The following is an 18,256-nucleotide window of genomic DNA, read 5'->3' as shown; positions in this document are numbered from 1 at the left end:
GACGCCCCGAGGACCTGATCTTGAACCGAGAAACGACCAACCGCATCCGCTTCGTCCTTGAGGACATCCTGCCGCCGGTCCTGCGCGATTCAAGCCTGTTCCGGACAGTCGCGAAACTCGCCTGGGGCGAACACATCACCCGGCTTGCCGCGTTCCGCGAACGGGCGCCATTTCTGAGCGCCGAGGAATACGAAACGCTGTATCGCGATCATCCGAGGGTTCATGAAGGTACCGACAATTCCGAGGCCTGCATCAGCGAGATCATAGCCAGCACTGTGGGCGATTCGGTTTGTGATGTCGGTTGCGGGACGGGTGTGCTCTTGAAACGCATTCGGCAGGCACGCGGCGGTAAGTGTCGATTTGTCGGAGTCGATTTCGTCGTCGACGATGCTGCAAGAATCGACGGTGTCGAATATTTCTCGGCCAAGATCGAGAATCTGCCGTTCGAGGATGGCGCCTTCGACACGGTGATCTGCACCCACGTCATCGAGCATGTCCTGGAATATCGCCAGGCGATCGCGGAACTGCGCCGCATCGCGCGCAAGCGGCTGATCATCGTGGTGCCGCGCGAGCGCGAATACCGCTACAGCTTCAATCCGCACTTCAATTTCTTCCCCTACACCCATTCGTTCCTGCGCGCCGCGCACCCGGTGCCGCAAAAACACCTCTGCATCGATATCGGCCGGGATATCTTCTACTCCGAAGACCGGCCGGAGGCCTGACGCCGTGAACGGGCTGCCGCTCCCGGTTCTCGCCGGGTTGGTGTTTACGCCATTGCTGATTTCGGCTGGGCAAATCCTGTTCAAGCTGACGAGCGCGCGCGCTGGCGGAACGGACGCCGCTGGGCTGCTTGCCGTGCTTGTCGATCCATATCTGATTGCCGCCTTCGCCATTTACGGAATTGGCACTATCGTCTGGGTTTATGTACTCAAATCAGTGCCGCTGACGGTCGCCTATCCGTTCATGGCCTTGACTTTCTGCGCCGTGCCGCTGCTTGCCTGGTTTCTGCTCGGCGAAACGCTGAGCCTGCGATATGCTATCGGGGCGGGCCTCATCATCGCCGGCCTGCTGGTTGTCAACGCTTGAACTTCGGCCATTGCGACAAGCCATTTCCTATCCGAGGCGCCCAGGCGAACGCTTGACAGGCCTAGGCGCGGCGCGTCATCTGCGCGCGAGCGGGCCAAGCCCGTAGTGCACGCCGGAGATATGCATGAGCCTTAGCATCGCCCTGCAGATGGACCACATCTCGACCGTGTCGATTGGCGGCGATACGAGCTTTGCGCTGGCGTTGGAAGCGCAGCTGCGCGGCCACCGGCTGTTCCACTATACGCCCGATCGGCTGTCGATGGCCGGCGGCCGGGTATTCGCCCGCATCGAGGAGCTTCAGGTCCGCGACGAAAAGGGCAATCATTTCACGCTGGGCGAAGCCGTGCGCACCGACCTTTCGGAAATGGACGTCATCCTGCTTCGCCAGGACCCGCCCTTCGACATGAACTACATTACGACGACGCATATTCTGGAGCGCATCCATCCGAAGACGCTGGTGGTCAACGACCCGGCCTGGGTGCGCAACAGCCCGGAAAAGATATTCGTCACCGAATTTCCCGACCTGATGCCGGAAACGCTGATCACCAAGGATCCGCGCGAGGTGGACGACTTTCGCAAGATGCATGGCGACATCATCGTCAAGCCGCTCTACGGCAATGGCGGCGCGGGCATCTTCCATCTGCACGAGGCCGACCGCAACCTCGCCTCGCTGCTTGAAATGTTCGCGCAGATGTTCCGCGAGCCCTTCATCGTGCAGCGCTACCTGAAGGAGGTGCGCGCCGGCGACAAGCGTATCATCCTGGTCGACGGCGAGGCGGTGGGCGCGATCAACCGCGTGCCGGCCGAGCACGATTCGCGATCCAACATGCATGTCGGCGGGCGCGCAGAGAAAACCGAACTGACGAAACGCGAACGCGAGATCTGCGCCCGCATCGGGCCTTCGCTCAAGGAGCGCGGCTTCATCCTCGTCGGCATCGACGTGATCGGCGACTACATGACCGAGATCAACGTAACCTCGCCGACCGGAATACGCGAGGTGAAGCGGTTTGGCGGCGCCGACATAGCAGCGCTGTTCTGGGACGTGGTCGAGGACAAGCGGCGCTAGGGCGGCATGTTCCCGCGGCCACAACCGGCTGCAATCGAGATGCAGCCGGTGCGTTTATTTTGTTCCTGACTTGTTCTTGCTTTGAGCTGAAATCTGTGATTGTCTGACGCAGGGTCAGTTAGGATCAGGCTGCGCGGGGCGCGCGGCAAGGGGCTCGGGGGACGGCATGGTTTCGCGCGTACGCACTGTCGCGTTTCAGGGCATCGAGGCCGTTCCGGTCGACGTCCAGGTCATGATCGCCCCGGGCAAGGTCAACATGCACATTGTCGGGCTGCCGGACAAAGCGGTGGCCGAGAGCCGCGAGCGGGTGCAGGCGGCACTGCATGCGTCCGGCCTTTCGATGCCTTCGAAGAAGGTGACCGTCAATCTGGCGCCGGCCGACCTGCCCAAGGAGGGCAGCCATTACGACCTGCCGATCGCGCTCGGCCTGATGGCGGCGCTTGGCGCGATACCGGGCGACGCGCTGGCGGGCTATGTCGTACTCGGCGAATTGTCGCTGGACGGGACGATCACGGCGGTGTCGGGCGCGCTGCCGGCGGCAATCGGCGCCAATGCCGACGGCAAGGGGCTGATCTGCCCGGCGGCATCCGGACCGGAAGCCGCCTGGGCCGGCGCCGAGATAGACATTCTCGCGCCGCGCAGCCTGATCGCCATCGCCAATCATTTCCGCGGCACGCAGGTGCTGACGCGGCCGGTGGCGAGCGTGCACGCACCCGCCCGCGACCTGCCGGACCTCGCCGACATAAAGGGCCAGGAAACCGCCAAGCGGGCGCTGGAGGTCGCGGCGGCCGGAGGCCACAATCTCCTGATGGTGGGACCGCCCGGTTCCGGCAAATCGATGCTGGCACAGCGCCTGCCATCGATCCTGCCGCCGCTCAGCCCGCGCGAACTGCTGGAAGTGTCGATGATCGCCTCGATCGCCGGGGAACTCAGCGGCGGCAAGCTCACCGACCGGCGGCCATTCCGCGCGCCGCACCATTCCGCTTCGATGGCCGCGATGGTCGGCGGCGGACTGCGCGTCCGGCCCGGCGAGGTTTCGCTGGCGCATAATGGCGTGTTGTTCCTCGACGAATTTCCGGAGTTCTCGCCGCAGGTGCTGGATTCGCTGCGCCAGCCGATCGAGGCCGGCGAATGCATGATCGCGCGCGCCAATCACCGCGTCACGTATCCGGCGCGCATTCAGCTCATCGCGGCGATGAACCCGTGCCGCTGCGGCATGGCCGGCGAGCCCGGCTATCGCTGCGCGCGCGGGCCGCGCTGCCAGTCCGATTATCAGGCGCGCATATCCGGCCCGCTGCTCGACCGTATCGATCTGCGCATCGAGGTGCCGGCCGTATCGGCGTCCGACCTGATCCGGCCGGCGAGAGCCGAGGCGAGCGAAGCGGTCGCGGCGCGCGTGGCGATGGCGCGCGCCATCCAGCAGGAGCGATTCGCGCGGCTCGGACCGCAGGCGCCGACCACCAACGCACATTGCGCCACCGCGACGATCGAGGAGATCGCCGTGCCCGACGCGCATGGCCTGGCGCTGCTGCGCGACGCCAGCGAGAAACTCGGCTTCTCCGCCCGCGCCTACCATCGCGTGCTGAAGGTCGCGCGGACGCTCGCCGACCTCGACGCCAGCGAGACCGTCGGCCGCATCCATCTGGCGGAGGCGATCTCCTACCGGATCGCGGGCGAAAGGTTGGCTCAGGCGGCGTGAGGGAGGCGGCCAAGGCTGCGGACGGATGGAGGGCGGAGGGTTTTGGGCAAGCGACTGAGGTAAGGCCAAAGAGTGAGGGCGCAAGGAGGACTACCGGCGCACATTCCCGAAGACCGGATTGGTTCAGGGATAGCCGAATCCAATCTCAGCGGCTGATCCATCCGCTGAAGTCGGCATGGACGCCGGTCTGGCAAATGGCAGTCTTATCCAAAGCCGACGACTTTTGGGATCGCGTTTTCTGGCAGGTTCCGAACAGCAAGCCGCCCGCGCCTCCAGGCGCTGTGGCCCGGCAGAACGACTGCCGTACGTAGGACCAGATGGCCGGCTTGCTAAGTGGAGCGCTACTGCACCGAACCGACCAGCGGAGCCTGGCCTTCACGGATGCTGACCCAGCGTCCGGTGTGGTCGCTCGCCTGCCGCTTCAGGAAGCGGTAGCCGGTATTGTCCCACTGGCGCACGACATTGGAGAGGTTGTCGAGGACGAAATCGCCCTTGTCGGTGCGCACGGTCAGGATGGCGTGGCCTTCACCGTCGGCTTTGCGCACGACTGTGATGAGCAGGTTCGAAAGCGAAAGTCCCCGCGCCTTCAGGGAGCGACGCTTCTCGAGCACATAGTCCTCGCAGTCGCCGACGCCGTTCGGATAAGCCCAGACCTCGTCCTTGCCGTAAATGTCGAAATCATTCATCGGGCGGATGGCGCGATTGACCGCGACATTGACGTCCAGCAGAATTTTCCAGAGAGCCCCGGTCATCGTTTCCGGGCCAAGATCGCGCGTCCGGATGGCGCATTCGGCTGGCTGCACCTTGCAGAATTCGTAGTGGCCGATCGGCTGTGAAGTCAGGCCGCCGGTCAACATGGGCGCCGCGGCAAGCGCAGGACTTGCTGACCAGGCGATCATCGCCGCCACCGAGAATATTCCGGCGCACAGAGTTGCGCGCCGCGCCCTTGCACTGGAGTCCATGCCCGTTTGCCCCGCTTTTTTTATTAATGAAAGGTTAAGGGCGATTTGCGGGATATGTCAATTCATGCAGCCGGCTGATCATCCGGATGGTTACCGTTGCGCGGCGAGCGCGACGAATTTGCAACAGAAGGAGCGCGCCGATTCATACCCGCCGAGGCTCAGGCCTTGGCCGCCCGCACGAGGCGCGGCCGCGCAGGCGCTCGGTTCTCGCGCCCGTAGCTGGTTATGAAATCTGCGATGCGCGGAACGATCTCGGCGCGGAAGCGCGAGCCGTTGAAGACGCCGTAATGCCCGACCGCCGGCTGGATGTAGTGGGCGCGCATGTCGGCCGGAATGTTGACGCAGAGGTCGTGCGCGGCCCTGGTCTGGCCGATGCCCGATATGTCGTCGTTTTCTCCCTCGATCGTCAGCAGCGCCACATTGCGGATGGCGGCCGGATCGACCGGTACGTCGCGATGCGTCATCTCGCCCTTGGGCAGGGCGTGGCGGACGAACACGGTGTCGACGGTCTGCAGGTAGAATTCGGCCGTCAGGTCCATGACCGCGAGATATTCGTCATAGAAGTCGCGGTGCTTCTCGGCGCTGTCGCCATCGTTCTTGACGAGGTGCATGAAGAAGTCCTTGTGCGCCGTGATGTGGCGGTCGAGGTTCATGCTCATGAAGCCGGAAAGCTGCAGAAAGCCGGGATAGACCTCGCGGGTGAAGCCCGGAACCGGCCACGGCACTTGCATGATGGCGTTTTCGCGGAACCAGTCGACGCCCTTTTCCTCGGCGAGGATGTTGACGGCGGTCGGGTTGCGGCGCGTGTCGACCGGTCCGCCCATCAGCGTCATCGTCGAGGGAGCATGGCGGTCGCCGCGCGCCTCCATGATCGCCGCGGCGGCGAGCACCGGCACCGAAGGCTGGCAGACGGCCATGACGTGGGTGTCCGGGCCGAGCGCGTGCAGCATGTCGATAATGTAGTCGATGTAATCGTCTAGATCGAAGCGGCCTTCCGACACCGGCACCATGCGGGCATCGGCCCAGTCGGTGATGTAGACGTCGGCATGCGGCATCATCGCCTCGACCGTGCCGCGCAGCAGCGTCGCGTAATGGCCGGACATCGGCGCAACGATCAGAAGCTTCGGATCGGGCAGGCGGCGGGCAGGGACCGCGCGTTCGAAATGGATCAGATCGCAGAACGGCCGCGACCAGACGATCTTCTCGGTCACCGGAACGGTCTTCCAGTCGACGATCGTCTCGGCGAGACCAAAGCTCGGCTTGCCGTAGCGCCGCGTGGTGCGCTCGAAGAGCTCGGCGGTCGCGGCGACCGACCGGCCCCAATGCGTGTGGGAGAGGGGGTTGAGCGGATTGGTGTAGAAGAGTTTTACGGCGTCGGCATAGGCCCTGAAGGGCTGCACGGCCGCGTGATTCATCTCGTACAGCTGGTAAAACATCAATACCCCGTCGCCGTCGATTTTCGAATCGGCCGGCATGAGACCGGCTCCGATCATTAGGCAACGAAGTTAACAACCTTTTGTTGCGGCGCAATAGTTCACGCCGCGTTATTTATTCTCATCCTTTCGTATAAGCTGTTGAAAACCGCGCGATATCGCGATTCGCGCGCGGTCCGCACCTTTTGCGATGCAAAATAGCGGACCGAAGACGGCTTCACGCGCCTTCAACCAGCACGATCTCGCCGTCGGCGAATCGCTGCCTGATCGCCTTTGCCGCCTGGTATTCCGGCGAATTGTAGCAATCGCGGGCGGCCGCCAGTGACGGAAACTCGATGATGACGTTGCGTGTCCGCGCCGTCCCTTCCGCCGCTTCATGAGCGCCGCCGCGGGCCAGGAAAACCGCGCCGAAGCGCTCGAAAGCCGGTTTCGCGGCCGCGACATAGCCCTTGTAGCCCTCAGGATCGCGGACATCCACGCGTGCGATCCAGTATCCTTTCGGCATTTTGTCCTCCCGGTTCGATCGGATGCGTGACCGGTTCAGCCCCGGTCCATCTCCTCGAGAATAGCCCGCGCCGCAGCGCGCCTGTCAACCGAGGCGACGATCGGCCTGGCGACGACGAGATGGCTGGCGCCGGCGCGAATGGCGTCGCGCGGCGTGACCACGCGCTTCTGGTCGCCATGGTCGCTGCCGGCGGGGCGAATGCCGGGCGTGACCACCGCAAGCTCCGGGCCGACGATCTTGCGAACCGCCGCCGCCTCGCCCGCCGAACAGACGACGCCACCCATGCCGGCGGCCAGCGCCTGTTCGGCGCGACGAAGCACCAGAGTGTGCGGGTCGTACTCGTAGCCCGCCTCGATCATGTCAGCTTCGTCCATAGAGGTCAGCACCGTGACCCCGAGCAGGCAGAGGCCGGTTCCCTTGGCCGCCTCGACGGCAGCCCGCATCGCCTTCGGATAGGCATGCAGCGTCAGCATGGAAACGCCCATCCGGGCGACGTTCTCGACGCCCTTGGCGACAGTGTTGTCGATATCCAGCAGCTTCATGTCGAGGAACACCTTCGCGCCGCCGGCCGCCAGTTCGCGGGCGAAGTCCAGCCCGCCGGCGAAGGCGAGCTGGTAGCCGATCTTGTAGAACGAGACGACGCCGTCGAGTTCCTCCACCACCTTGCGCGCCTCGGCGACGGTCGGCACGTCGAGGCCGACGATCAGGCGGTCCCGCATCAGGTTCCCGGTCATCCGAATTCTCCCGTGAAGGTCTCGACCGGCGCCCAATCGCATAATAGGCGGCGGTCGGAAAGCCGGAATGCGAAGACATTGCCGCCGCCCGACGGCTGGTCAGTCGAGCGCGCAATCGGCATGCCGGCGAGATGGCACTTCAGCAGCGTACCAACGCCGCCGTGGCCGACAAAGGCGATTGGCCGATCAGGCGGCCAGCTTTCAAGAGCCGCGTCGAAGGCCGCAACGATGCGGGCCTGTGCGTCGACCGCGCGCTCCCAGCCGCGAAAACTCCGTTCCGGATTGGCGAAGAACCAGTCGGCGGCCTTCTCGAATTCGAGGGGCGGCAGGTAGCCGGTCGCCGAGCGGTCGTTTTCGCCCATCTCCGCAACGGTCCGGAAATCGACGCCGGCGGCCTCGGCGAGTATTGCCGCCGCTTCCTTCGCCTTGCGCTCGGCGCTTGAGACGATGCCGGCGAGCGACCGCACCCACGGCCGCTGCCGGATTGCGAGAAGGCGGGTACGTCCGGTCTCCGACAACCCCCATTCCGGGACGGGAACCGACGCGTCGACCGCCACCTGCGGATGGGTGAGATAGACGCCGATCACCCGTCGGCCCTGAGCGACATCATTTTCGCCCGTTCGATCAGGGTTCGCACGACGGTCTCCATCCTGCGGCGCAGATGCTCGTCCTTGAACTCGCCGTGCTCATCGAAGGCTTCCTGCGCGCGCGGGACCGAGCATTGCGGCGTGATGATCTCGACGCCGCAATTCATCAGCACCGAACGCAAATGGTAGAGACCGCGCGCGCCGGCGAAATTGCCGTCGGAAGACGAGCACAGCGCTGCGATCTTGCCGGCATAGGGCTTGAACGGCCGCCCGCCATCCTTGTGGATCCGGCTGACCCAATCGATCGTGTTCTTGAGCAGCGGCGGGATGGAGGAATTGTATTCGGGACTGGCTATCAGCAATCCGTCATGGGAGGCGATGAGACGCGCCAACTTGAACGCATTCTCGGGAACGCCTTTCTCGACTTCGAGATCCTGGTCCATGATCGGCAGGGGATAGTCGGCAAGCGAGATGCGGGTGACTTCCGCGCCCTGCAGCGCAAGCTCCTTCGTCGCCGCGTCGGCGGTCTTTCCGCTGTAGGCGCCGGTGCGGATCGAGCCGGCGAAGACGAGAATTTTAGGGTTCATGAGCGCTCTCCTGCCCTCCACGGGTATAGGCGAAGCGCCGCCGAGATCAATACTGCAATGGCTTCCGTCTTGGCAGATCGCCGTCTTCCAGCGGCGAGTTCGTCAACAGCCAGCCGAGCGAGGGAACGCGCGACAGGCGTTCAAACTCACTGTAGCTGATCAGCACGCCTTCGGGTTGCCACGGCGTGTGATGATGGTCGGCTCACAGGCGACAACCTCATCAAGGATGCGCGAAAGGGCCGCCTTTGCATCCTTCAGCCGAATCACTTTCATGTCAGCACCTGGGATGACGGCAACTCATGCAAGCCGAGGCGTCAGCGTAGTCAGTTGCGCTTGCGGCGGCGGTAGACCCAGAGCTGCGTCGGCGGAATGTTGCGGATGACGAAGTCGAAATGCTCGACGCTGTAGTCGCCCAGGCCCGGCGGCACCGGCGATTTCGGCCCGTAGGTCAGCTGGATGACCGGTCTGCCTTCGGGGATGCGGTCGAGCAGATCGTTCAGATAGGCGACGCGCCGGGGTACCGGGAAGTTGAGCAGCGGCACGCCGGAGACGACCGAATCGAATTTCTGGCCGCGCATCGCGCCGAGCGTCGCGTCAAGATTGAAGGCATCGCCCTCGATGACGTTCACGCCCGGATAGTTGCGCCGCAGATGGCTGACGAAATCGGCGGAATATTCAACCGCGTAGAGGTTTTCCGGCCTGACGCCGCGCGCGAGGATGGCGCGGGTGATGACGCCTGTGCCGGGACCGACCTCAAGCACGGGAAGGCCCGACGATACATCGATGACCGAGGCCATGCGCCTGGCGGTGACCGAACTGGTAGGCACGATGGAGCCGACAGCCTTGGGTTTGTCAATCCAGCCCTTGAAGAAGCGAAGCTCGTCATCGAACTTCTCCACCAGCGTCTTGCGTATTTCAGACCCGCGTCGCATGGCGTTTCTCCTCCGACTTTACGCTGCGGATACTTAGCAGCAAACTGGTCCAAAGCAAGGCGGCGTCTGGCGTATGATCCGATCCGCCGCGGACGGTCAGCTCTCGCCGAAGGATTCGAAAAAGTCCTTCATCCGGGCAAAGAAGCCGCTCGACTGCGGAGAATTCTCCTTGGAGGAAAGCTGCTCGAACTCCTCCAGCAATTCGCGCTGGCGCTTGGTCAGGTTCTGCGGCGTTTCCACGACAGTCTGGATGTAGAGGTCGCCAATATTGGGCTGGCGCAGCACCGGCATGCCCTTACCCTTGAGGCGGAATTGGCGTCCGCTCTGCGTTCCTTCCGGCACCTTGACGCGGGTCTGGGTGCCGTCGAGCGTCGCCACCTCGAAAGACCCGCCGAGAGCGGCGGTGGTCATCGAGATCGGCACCTTGCAGTAGAGATCGGCGCCGTCGCGCTGGAAGAATTCGTGCGGCTTGACCGACAGGAAGATGTAGAGATCCCCGGGCGGTCCGCCGCGCAGGCCGGCCTCGCCCTCATTGGCAAGCCTGATGCGCGTGCCATCCTCGATGCCGGCCGGAATATTGACCGACAGCGAGCGCTCCTCGGTCACGCGGCCCTGGCCGGCGCATTTCGGGCACGGATCCTTGATGGTCTGTCCGCGGCCCTGGCATTGCGGGCAGGTGCGCTCGATGGAGAAGAAGCCCTGGCTAGCGCGCACCTTGCCGTGGCCGGCGCACATGGTGCAGGTCACCGGTTGGGTGCCGGGCTTGGCGCCAGTGCCAGAGCATTCGGCGCAGGAGATCGAGGCTGGCACGCGGATTTGCGCGGTCTTGCCGGTGTAGGCTTCCTCGAGCAGGATTTCCATATTGTAGCGCAGATCGGCGCCGCGCTCGCGGCCGGAGGACGAGCGGCGCTGGCGGCCGCCCATCATCTCGCCGAAAATATCCTCGAAAATATCGGAGAATCCGCCGCCGCCGAAGCCATGGCCGTTGCCCATGCCGCCATTCTCGAACGCCGCATGGCCGAACCGGTCGTAGGCCGCCCGCTTCTGCGGATCCTTCAGCGTCTCGTAGGCCTCGCCGATTTCCTTGAACCGGTGCTCGCAGGCGGCGTCGCCTGGATTGCGGTCGGGATGAAACTGCATCGCCAGTTTGCGGAAGGCAGCTTTCAGCTCCTTCTCGTCTGCGCCCCTCTGGACCCCGAGGGTCTCGTAGAAATCAGCCTTCATTTTTTCCCGCTGTCCGGATGATCGATGTCAAATCGCATCGCTGGCCCGCTTCGGTTCGGCAGGTGGCTTTCGATTTAGTAAGCCGGAGCCGCCGATTCCATAGCTCCCCAGCCCTTGTCCATGCTTTTTTGAGTTGATCCGAAAAAGGCCCGGCATCGCACCGGGCCCCTTCCGTCAGCTCGTTTAACGCATTCAGGCCGACTTCTTCTTATCGTCGTCCTCGTTGATTTCTTCGAAATCCGCGTCGACCACGTCCGCGCCGTCCTTGGCGGCATCGGCGGCGGCGTCAGCCTCGGCGGCCTCCTTCTGCGAGGCCTCATACATGGCCTGGCCGAGCTTCATCGAAACTTCGGCGAGGCTCTGGCTCTTGGCCTCGATTTCGGCAACGTCGTCGCCTTCGGCCGCAGTCTTCAACGCAGCAATCGCGTCGGAGATAGCGGTGCGGTCGGCTTCCGAGACCTTGTCGCCATATTCCTTCAGCGACTTCTCGGACGAATGTACCAGAGCCTCGGCCTGGTTGCGGGCCTCGACCAGCGCGCGGCGCTTCTTGTCGCTCTCGGCATTGACCTCGGCGTCCTTGACCATCTTCTCGATGTCGGCGTCGGACAGGCCGCCCGAGGCCTGGATGCGGATCTGGTGCTCCTTGCCGGTGCCCTTGTCCTTGGCCGAGACGTTGACGATGCCGTTGGCGTCGATGTCGAAGGTGACCTCGATCTGCGGCACGCCGCGCGGCGCCGGCGGAATGCCGACCAGGTCGAACTGGCCGAGCGCCTTGTTGTCGGCAGCCATTTCACGCTCGCCCTGGAAGACCCGGATCGTGACGGCCGACTGGGAATCCTCGGCGGTCGAGAAGACCTGGCTCTTCTTGGTCGGGATCGTGGTGTTGCGTTCGATCAGGCGCGTGAACACGCCGCCCAGCGTCTCGATGCCGAGCGACAGCGGCGTCACGTCGAGCAGCAGCACATCCTTGACGTCGCCCTGCAGCACGCCGGCCTGGATAGCAGCGCCGAGAGCCACCACCTCGTCGGGGTTGACGCCCTTGTGCGGCTCCTTGCCGAAGAACTGCTTCACCACTTCCTGGACCTTCGGCATGCGCGTCATGCCGCCGACCAGAACTACCTCGTCGATCTCGCCCGCCTTCAGGCCGGCATCCTTCAGCGCCGCCTTGCAGGGCTCGACCGTGCGCTGGATGAGATCATCCACCAGCGACTCGAACTTGGCGCGGGTCAGCTTCATCGTCAGATGTTTCGGACCAGACTGGTCGGCCGTGATGAAGGGCAGGTTGATTTCGGTCTGCGACGCGGACGAAAGCTCGATCTTGGCCTTTTCAGCAGCCTCCTTCAGGCGCTGCAGCGCGAGCTTGTCGTTCTTAAGATCGATGCCCTGCTCCTTCTTGAACTCGGCCGCCAGGTATTCGACGAGGCGCATGTCGAAGTCCTCGCCGCCGAGGAAGGTGTCGCCATTGGTCGACTTCACCTCGAAGACGCCGTCGCCGATCTCGAGCACGGAAATGTCAAAGGTGCCGCCGCCAAGGTCATAGACGGCGATGGTCTTGCCTTCCTTCTTGTCGAGGCCGTAGGCGAGCGCTGCCGCGGTCGGCTCGTTGATGATGCGCAGCACCTCCAGGCCGGCGATCTTGCCGGCATCCTTGGTGGCCTGGCGCTGGGCGTCGTTGAAGTAGGCGGGAACGGTGATGACGGCCTGCGTGACCTTCTCGCCGAGATAAGCCTCGGCGGTTTCCTTCATCTTCTGCAGGATCATGGCCGAAATCTGCGAAGGCGACTGCTTCTTGGCGCCGGCCTCTACCCAGGCGTCGCCGTTGTCGCCCTTCACGATCTTGTAGGGGACGAGCTTCTTGTCCTTCTCGGTCACCGGATCGTCGTAGCGGCGGCCAATGAGGCGCTTGACAGCGAAAATGGTGTTTTCAGGATTGGTCACCGCCTGGCGCTTGGCCGGCTGGCCGATGAGGCGCTCGTCGCTGTCGGTGAAGGCGACGATGGAGGGCGTGGTGCGCGCGCCTTCCGCATTCTCGATGACCTTTGCATCTTTGCCGTCCATGACGGCGACGCAGGAATTGGTCGTTCCCAGATCGATACCGATTACTTTAGCCATTTCTTTCTCTCCGCTAAGCAGGCCGTCAGGACCCGTTAAAGGCGTTCCCGCGACAGCCCCTGTTCACAAGATTTTTCGTCCGGCCGGCCGTGTTTGCGGCGAGCCGAACGAATGTGGCGCGTATATAAGAACAGGCTTGCCTAGGCGCAAGCGTCCGGTGGTGCAGCCGGCAGGCAAACGGCAATTGGTGCTTTCAGTACCGAAGGCCCCGGCTAGACATATTCCCAGCCCTCATGCTCGCCGGCGCGGAAGATGGCGTCGATGGCCTTCTGGTTGAGCACCGAATTCTCGAGCGTGAACACCGGATCCTTGCCGCCGAGGGCTGCCCGCGCGAAAGCCTCGACCTCCAGCCGATACTGCCTCGTTCCGGGAAAACGGAATACCGTCGCCTGGGTATGGGTCTGGTTGTGCAGTTCGATGCGGTGGTGGTCGTAATCGCCGGCATTGAAGGGCGCATGCACTTCGATGAAGCCCTTTTCGCCGTGAAACACAATGAACTGGCGCAGCGCCATTTGCGTAGAGCAGTAGAAAGTCAGGTCGAAGTCGCCGAAATCGGCCTTGGTGCTGGAATAGATGTCGGTGCCGAATTTCTCGTCGCGCTCGACCGTCGCCTGGATGCGCACCGGTTCCTTGCCGGTAACGAAGCGGGTCGCGACGGTCGGATAGACGCCGATGTCGGGCAGCGCGCCGCCGCCCAGCGAAAGCTGGTTGCGCATATTTGTCGGATCGACATTGAAATAGGCGAACGCGCCCTGCACATGGCGCAGCCTGCCGATCGCACCCTCCGCGATCAGATCGCGCACCTTCGCCCATTGCGGGTGGTAGAACACCATGAAGGCTTCGCAGACCAGCACTTTCTTGCGGTCGCGCACCTCGATCAGCTGGTCGATCTCTTTGGCGTTAAGCGCGATCGGCTTTTCGCAAAGCACGTGCTTTCCGGCTTCGGCGGCCTTCAGCGTCCATTCGACATGCTGCGAGGTCGGCAGCGGGATGTAAACGCCGTCCACCGTGTCGGACGCCAGCAGCTCCTCATAGGAGCCGAAGGCGTGCGGCGCCCCGAACCGGTCGGCGAGCGCGCGGGCCTTGGTCAAATCACGGCTGGCGATCGCAGAGACCACCCCGTTTTCCGCATCGGCCATGGCCGGCAGAAGCTGCTCGCGCGCGATCTTGGCCGTCGACAGGACACCCCAGCGAAACATGTTTTTTCTCCTCGTTCAAACGCCGGGGACCGTAGCGAGGCGAGGCTGAAAAGAAAAGACGGGAGTCCCGGCGTCGCCGAACCTCAGATCATGTCGAGCGGCTGCTTCCGGCTGGGCGGCGCAAACAGCCTGTCGAGTTCGGCGATATCGGCGGCGGAGAGGATGATGTCGGCGGCAGCGCGGTTGTCGCCCACATGGCCGAGCGAAGCCGCCTTCGGAATGGCGATGACATGCGAGCGGCGCAGCGTCCAAGCCAGCGCGATCTGCGCCGCTGTCGCCCTATGCCTCTCGCCGATCGCTGTGAGCCGTTTGTCGCGGGTCAAATCGCCCTGCCCGACAGGCGAATAGGCCATGACCGGGATGCCGTCCCTCGCCGATCGCGGCAGCAGGTCGTAGTCGACGCCGCGGCTGGAAAGGTTGTAGAGCACCTGATTCGTCTGCACGAATTCGCCGCCGGGCACGGAGGCCAACTCCTCCATATCGTCCATGTCGAAATTGCTGACGCCCCAGCCAAGGATCTTGCCCTGGCTCTTCAGCGTTTCGAAGGCGGCAACGGTTTCTGCAAGGGGCACGCTGCCGCGCCAGTGCAGCAGGTAGAGCTCGATATGGTCAGTGCCTAGCCGCGTCAGGCTTAGCTCGCAGGCCCGGATGACGCCGGCTCGCGAAGCGTTGGAGGGCAGAACCTTGCTGACCAGAAACACCTCTTCGCGGCGGCCGCCTATCGCCTCGTGCACGACCTCCTCAGCCCCGCCGTCGGCATACATCTCGGCCGTATCGATCAGCGTCATGCCGAGATCGATGCCGAGTCTCAGCGCCGCGACCTCATCGGCGCGGCCCCTGCGATCCTCGCCCATTTTCCAGGTGCCTAGGCCGAGGACCGGCACTTTCGTGCCATCGGGCAATGTGGTCGTGCGGACGGAAGACGACATGGATATTCCTTTCACCGAGTTTGGGCGGTGCGTCTAGCCAGCATGAACGGTATGCCGACCGGAGTGCAATGGCCTACCAGGGCACAACGCTGATTTCCGGCCACTGTTGTTTCGCACGCGCAGCCTTTTCCTCATGAGTCGCCTGGTTGTCGATCACGCGGTTCGGCACGATCCGAAAGGAAAAGATATCGTCGAGGCCGAATGGGGCCGTCACCTCGAACTCGCCGGCCCCTGCCGGGCGAACACCCACTGCATGAGTTTTGGACGAGAAATAGCTGAGTGCATGAGCCGAGGATCGATAGGCCGGGCATTGCCGGCCGAAGCGCTCCGGATACCAGAGATGCACGCGCGCCTGGTTGCGGATTTCGACCGCCACCGGCAACTCGGCGAAGTGCGTCTCGCCGGCCTTGATGACGACGTCCTCCGCCTCCCAGGAAAGGTCGGAAGCATCGAAATAGAACAGATCGATGTCCTTGATGCCGTAGCCAGACGGCTTTCGGGTAAGGCTGTTCCATACCGTGTTGTAGATGGCGCCCGATACGATCATCCAGTCGGCCAGGTCGAAATCGCGAGCAAGCTGGAGCGCCGACCGGGTCAAGCTGTCGGCTTTCAGAATGTCGATCAGGATTGCGCGCTGCTTCTCGAAATCCAGCCCGGAAAACCGAAGATGATCCATCGCTCCGTTGAAAGCGATTCGCGCGGCGACCGCAACATCCGTCCCAACCGGCGCGGCTTGCTGCCGGCACGTGCTGACACGCCCCTGCTAACCCCGCAGCACGCCGCCGGTCTGCTTCTTCACGTTCTCGACGATGCGGCCGGCCAGCGCCTCGAAATCCTCGTCGGTCAGCGTCTTCTCGACCGGCTGGATCGAGACCTCGATGGCCACGGATTTCTTGTCCGCGCCGAGCGAGGCGCCTTCGAAGATATCGAAGACGGAGACGCCGGCGATCAGCTTCCTGTCGGCCGACGCCGCCGCGCGTGTCAGCGTGCCGGCCTCGACGGCCTTGTCGACCACGAAAGCGAAATCGCGCTTCACCGCCTGGAACGGCGAAAGATCGAGGCGCGGCTTGGTCCGGGTCGGCTTCGCCTTGGGTTCGGGCACGGCGTCGACGAACACCTCGAAGCCGCAGAGCGGACCCGACACATCGAGCACCTCCAGCGTCTTCGGATGGAACTCGCCGAAATGGCCGAGCACCGTCTTCGGGCCGAGTTTGATCGTGCCGGAGCGGCCGGGATGATACCAGGCCGGGCCTCCGGTCTCGATCTGCAGCTTGTCCACCGGCGCGCCGCAGGCTTCCAGCGCCGCAAGCGCATCCGCCTTGGCGTCGAAGACGCCGACCGCGCCGGCATCGCCGGCCCAGTGGCGGCCAGACCCTTCGAGTTTCGCCGTGCCGCGGCGGATGCCGGCGGCGACCCGGCGCTGGTTTTCGGGCGCCGCGCCCTCATAGACACCCGACACTTCGAACAGAGCGACGTCGCTCAAGCCCCGGTCGGCATTGCGCTGCGCAGCCGCGATCAGCCCCGGCAGCAGCGAGGGCCGCATGTCCGACATATCGGCCGCTATCGGATTGGCGAGCCTCAGTTCCGGACGGCCGCCGCCGAACGCCTCGGCGTGCTTTGCCGGGATGAACGACCAGGTGACGGCCTCCATCATGCCGCGCACGGCGAGCGCCCGCCGCGCCGCACGGGTGCGGATCTGCAGCGTGGTGAGTATCTTGCCGTTGACCGCGTCGTGGCTGACCAGCGGCTGCGGCGCGATGTTGTCAACGCCGTGAATGCGCATGATCTCCTCGACCAGATCAGCCTTGCCGTCGATATCCGGCCGCCAGGAGGGGACCGCGACATCAACCCTGTCGCCGGATCCCTGTGGCATGAAGCCGAGCCGCGACAGGATGGAGAGGCTTTCCCCCTTGGGAACGTCGACGCCGGTGAGCCGCTTTACTTCCGAGACCGGAAACACAATCGTTCTCAGGTTCTCGCCGGCATAGCCGACCACTTCCTCTTCGGTCGGTTCGCCACCGCAGAATTCGAGCACCATCTTGGTCGCGAGTTCCATTCCCGACACCATGAATTCCGGATCGACGCCGCGTTCGAAGCGATAGCGCGCGTCAGTGATGATGCCGAGTTCGCGCCCGGTGCGGGCAATGTTGAGCGGCTCCCACAGCGCCGATTCTATCAGCACGTCGGTGGTGTTCTCGTCGCAGCCGGAATGCTCGCCGCCCATGATGCCGGCGATCGATTCGATGCCTTTCTCGTCGGCGATGACGCACATTTCGGGCGTGAGTTCATATTCGCGGCCGTCAAGCGCGAGCACCTTCTCGCCTTGCTTCGCCCTGCGCACGGTCAAGTCGCCCTTGACCTTCGCGGCGTCGAAGACATGCAGCGGCCGGCCGCGGTCGAAGGTGATGTAATTGGTGATGTCGACCAGCGCGTTGATGGGACGCAGGCCGATCGCGATCAGGCGCTGCTGCATCCATTTCGGCGACGGCCCGTTCTTCACGCCGCGGACGAGGCGCAGCGCGAAGCCGTGGCAGAGCGGCGGCGTATCGCCGAAATCGAGCCTCACCTTGACCGGGCACATGCCATTGCCGGCATGCGGCATGATCGCGCCGCCGGTCAGCCGGCCGAGCCCGGACGCCGCGAGGTCGCGCGCAATGCCATGGACGCTGGTTGCGTCGGGCCGGTTCGGCGTCAGGCCGATCTCGATGACCGGATCGTCGAGCTTGGCATAGGCCGCGAAGGACGTGCCCACCGGCGCGTCGGCCGGCAGGTCTATGATGCCGGTGTGCTCATCGGAAAGCTGCAGCTCGCGCTCGGAGCACATCATGCCGTGGCTCTCGACGCCGCGTATCTTGCCGACCGCCAGCGTCGTGTCGATGCCGGGAATATAGGCGCCGGGCGCCGCGAAGGCGCCAACCAGCCCCGCCCGCGCATTGGGCGCGCCGCACACCACCTGCACGGGCTTGCCGTCGCCCGTGTCGACGGTCAGCACCTGCAGCTTGTCGGCGTCGGGATGTTTTTGCGCCGTCAGCACCTTGGCGATGACGAAGGGCTTCAGCGCCGCCTTGTCGTCGACGGATTCGACCTCCAGCCCGATCGACGTCAGCCGCTCGACGATTTCGTTGAGCGTGGCATCGGTCTCGAGATGATCTTTCAGCCAGGAGAGGGTGAATTTCATGAGCTCATTTCCAGATGGTTCGA

Annotated in this window: 18 protein-coding genes; 4 read left to right on the top strand and 14 right to left on the bottom strand. The window is 64.0% G+C overall.

What is annotated here, in order from left to right; translation table 11 throughout:
• The first annotated feature begins 20 nt into the window (after positions 1 to 20).
• The 4 genes from G6N73_RS08720 to G6N73_RS08705 all read left to right on the top strand — a co-directional run bounded on the left by G6N73_RS08720 (position 21) and on the right by G6N73_RS08705 (position 3,851).
• Complete coding sequence (locus G6N73_RS08720) at positions 21 to 722, top strand: class I SAM-dependent methyltransferase (protein ID WP_165026169.1); 702 nt, start codon at positions 21 to 23, stop codon at positions 720 to 722.
• A 4-nt stretch (positions 723 to 726) separates the two neighbouring features.
• A complete protein-coding gene (locus tag G6N73_RS08715) occupies positions 727 to 1,086 on the top strand; it encodes an EamA family transporter (protein WP_165026167.1) in 360 nt (119 codons plus the stop codon).
• A 124-nt stretch (positions 1,087 to 1,210) separates the two neighbouring features.
• Complete coding sequence (gshB, locus tag G6N73_RS08710) at positions 1,211 to 2,152, top strand: glutathione synthase (protein WP_165026164.1); 942 nt, start codon at positions 1,211 to 1,213, stop codon at positions 2,150 to 2,152.
• 166 nt (positions 2,153 to 2,318) lie between these two features.
• The gene (locus G6N73_RS08705) at positions 2,319 to 3,851 is read left to right on the top strand and encodes a YifB family Mg chelatase-like AAA ATPase (RefSeq protein WP_165026161.1); all 1,533 of its coding nucleotides are present in this window, start codon (positions 2,319 to 2,321) and stop codon (positions 3,849 to 3,851) included.
• A gap of 341 nt (positions 3,852 to 4,192) precedes the next feature.
• On the opposite strand, the gene G6N73_RS08700 is transcribed toward G6N73_RS08705, so the two are convergent.
• The 14 genes from G6N73_RS08700 to pheT form a co-directional block, all read right to left on the bottom strand.
• Positions 4,193 to 4,813 (bottom strand): transglutaminase-like cysteine peptidase, encoded by a 621-nt coding sequence (locus G6N73_RS08700; RefSeq protein WP_165026158.1) that lies wholly within the window; start codon positions 4,811 to 4,813, stop codon positions 4,193 to 4,195.
• Between the two features lie 158 nt (positions 4,814 to 4,971).
• A complete protein-coding gene (locus tag G6N73_RS08695) occupies positions 4,972 to 6,249 on the bottom strand; it encodes a polyhydroxyalkanoate depolymerase (protein ID WP_165026253.1) in 1,278 nt (425 codons plus the stop codon).
• A 214-nt stretch (positions 6,250 to 6,463) separates the two neighbouring features.
• Positions 6,464 to 6,751 carry a DUF1330 domain-containing protein gene (locus tag G6N73_RS08690; protein ID WP_165026155.1) on the bottom strand — a complete coding sequence of 96 codons (288 nt, stop codon included), beginning with the start codon at positions 6,749 to 6,751 and terminating at the stop codon, positions 6,464 to 6,466.
• 35 nt (positions 6,752 to 6,786) lie between these two features.
• Positions 6,787 to 7,485: an orotidine-5'-phosphate decarboxylase gene (pyrF, locus tag G6N73_RS08685; protein WP_165026152.1), complete on the bottom strand. Its 699-nt coding sequence runs from the start codon at positions 7,483 to 7,485 to the stop codon at positions 6,787 to 6,789.
• A complete protein-coding gene (locus tag G6N73_RS08680) occupies positions 7,482 to 8,072 on the bottom strand; it encodes a histidine phosphatase family protein (RefSeq protein ID WP_165026149.1) in 591 nt (196 codons plus the stop codon). The genes pyrF and G6N73_RS08680 overlap by 4 nt, the downstream gene beginning before the upstream one ends.
• Positions 8,069 to 8,659 (bottom strand): NADPH-dependent FMN reductase, encoded by a 591-nt coding sequence (locus G6N73_RS08675; protein ID WP_165026146.1) that lies wholly within the window; start codon positions 8,657 to 8,659, stop codon positions 8,069 to 8,071. Before G6N73_RS08675 ends, G6N73_RS08680 begins: the two co-directional genes overlap by 4 nt.
• A 159-nt stretch (positions 8,660 to 8,818) precedes the next feature.
• On the bottom strand, positions 8,819 to 8,932 hold the full coding sequence (locus G6N73_RS38245) for a type II toxin-antitoxin system Phd/YefM family antitoxin (protein ID WP_343044572.1): 114 nt from the start codon (positions 8,930 to 8,932) through the stop codon (positions 8,819 to 8,821).
• A 50-nt stretch (positions 8,933 to 8,982) separates the two neighbouring features.
• Complete coding sequence (gene pmtA / locus G6N73_RS08665) at positions 8,983 to 9,591, bottom strand: phospholipid N-methyltransferase PmtA (RefSeq protein ID WP_165026143.1); 609 nt, start codon at positions 9,589 to 9,591, stop codon at positions 8,983 to 8,985.
• Between the two features lie 96 nt (positions 9,592 to 9,687).
• Positions 9,688 to 10,815 (bottom strand): molecular chaperone DnaJ, encoded by a 1,128-nt coding sequence (dnaJ, locus tag G6N73_RS08660; protein WP_165026140.1) that lies wholly within the window; start codon positions 10,813 to 10,815, stop codon positions 9,688 to 9,690.
• A gap of 192 nt (positions 10,816 to 11,007) precedes the next feature.
• Entirely contained in the window at positions 11,008 to 12,927 is a 1,920-nt protein-coding gene (dnaK, locus tag G6N73_RS08655) for a molecular chaperone DnaK (RefSeq protein WP_165026138.1), read from the bottom strand.
• A 212-nt stretch (positions 12,928 to 13,139) separates the two neighbouring features.
• Complete coding sequence (locus tag G6N73_RS08650; protein WP_165026135.1) at positions 13,140 to 14,126, bottom strand: Gfo/Idh/MocA family protein; 987 nt, start codon at positions 14,124 to 14,126, stop codon at positions 13,140 to 13,142.
• Positions 14,127 to 14,209: 83 nt separating this feature from the next.
• Positions 14,210 to 15,055, bottom strand: coding sequence for an aldo/keto reductase (locus G6N73_RS08645; RefSeq protein ID WP_165026132.1), 846 nt, complete (start codon positions 15,053 to 15,055; stop codon positions 14,210 to 14,212).
• A gap of 73 nt (positions 15,056 to 15,128) precedes the next feature.
• Positions 15,129 to 15,731: a nucleotidyltransferase family protein gene (locus G6N73_RS08640; protein WP_165026129.1), complete on the bottom strand. Its 603-nt coding sequence runs from the start codon at positions 15,729 to 15,731 to the stop codon at positions 15,129 to 15,131.
• A gap of 87 nt (positions 15,732 to 15,818) precedes the next feature.
• Positions 15,819 to 18,233, bottom strand: coding sequence for a phenylalanine--tRNA ligase subunit beta (pheT, locus tag G6N73_RS08635; protein ID WP_165026126.1), 2,415 nt, complete (start codon positions 18,231 to 18,233; stop codon positions 15,819 to 15,821).
• Positions 18,234 to 18,256: the final 23 nt, after the last annotated feature.

The organism is Allomesorhizobium camelthorni (assembly GCF_011045125.1).
GTDB classification, from domain to species: domain Bacteria; phylum Pseudomonadota; class Alphaproteobacteria; order Rhizobiales; family Rhizobiaceae; genus Allomesorhizobium; species Allomesorhizobium camelthorni.
The sequence above is the reverse complement of the archived record's forward strand: the minus strand, read 5'-3'. Positions and strand labels throughout refer to the sequence as shown.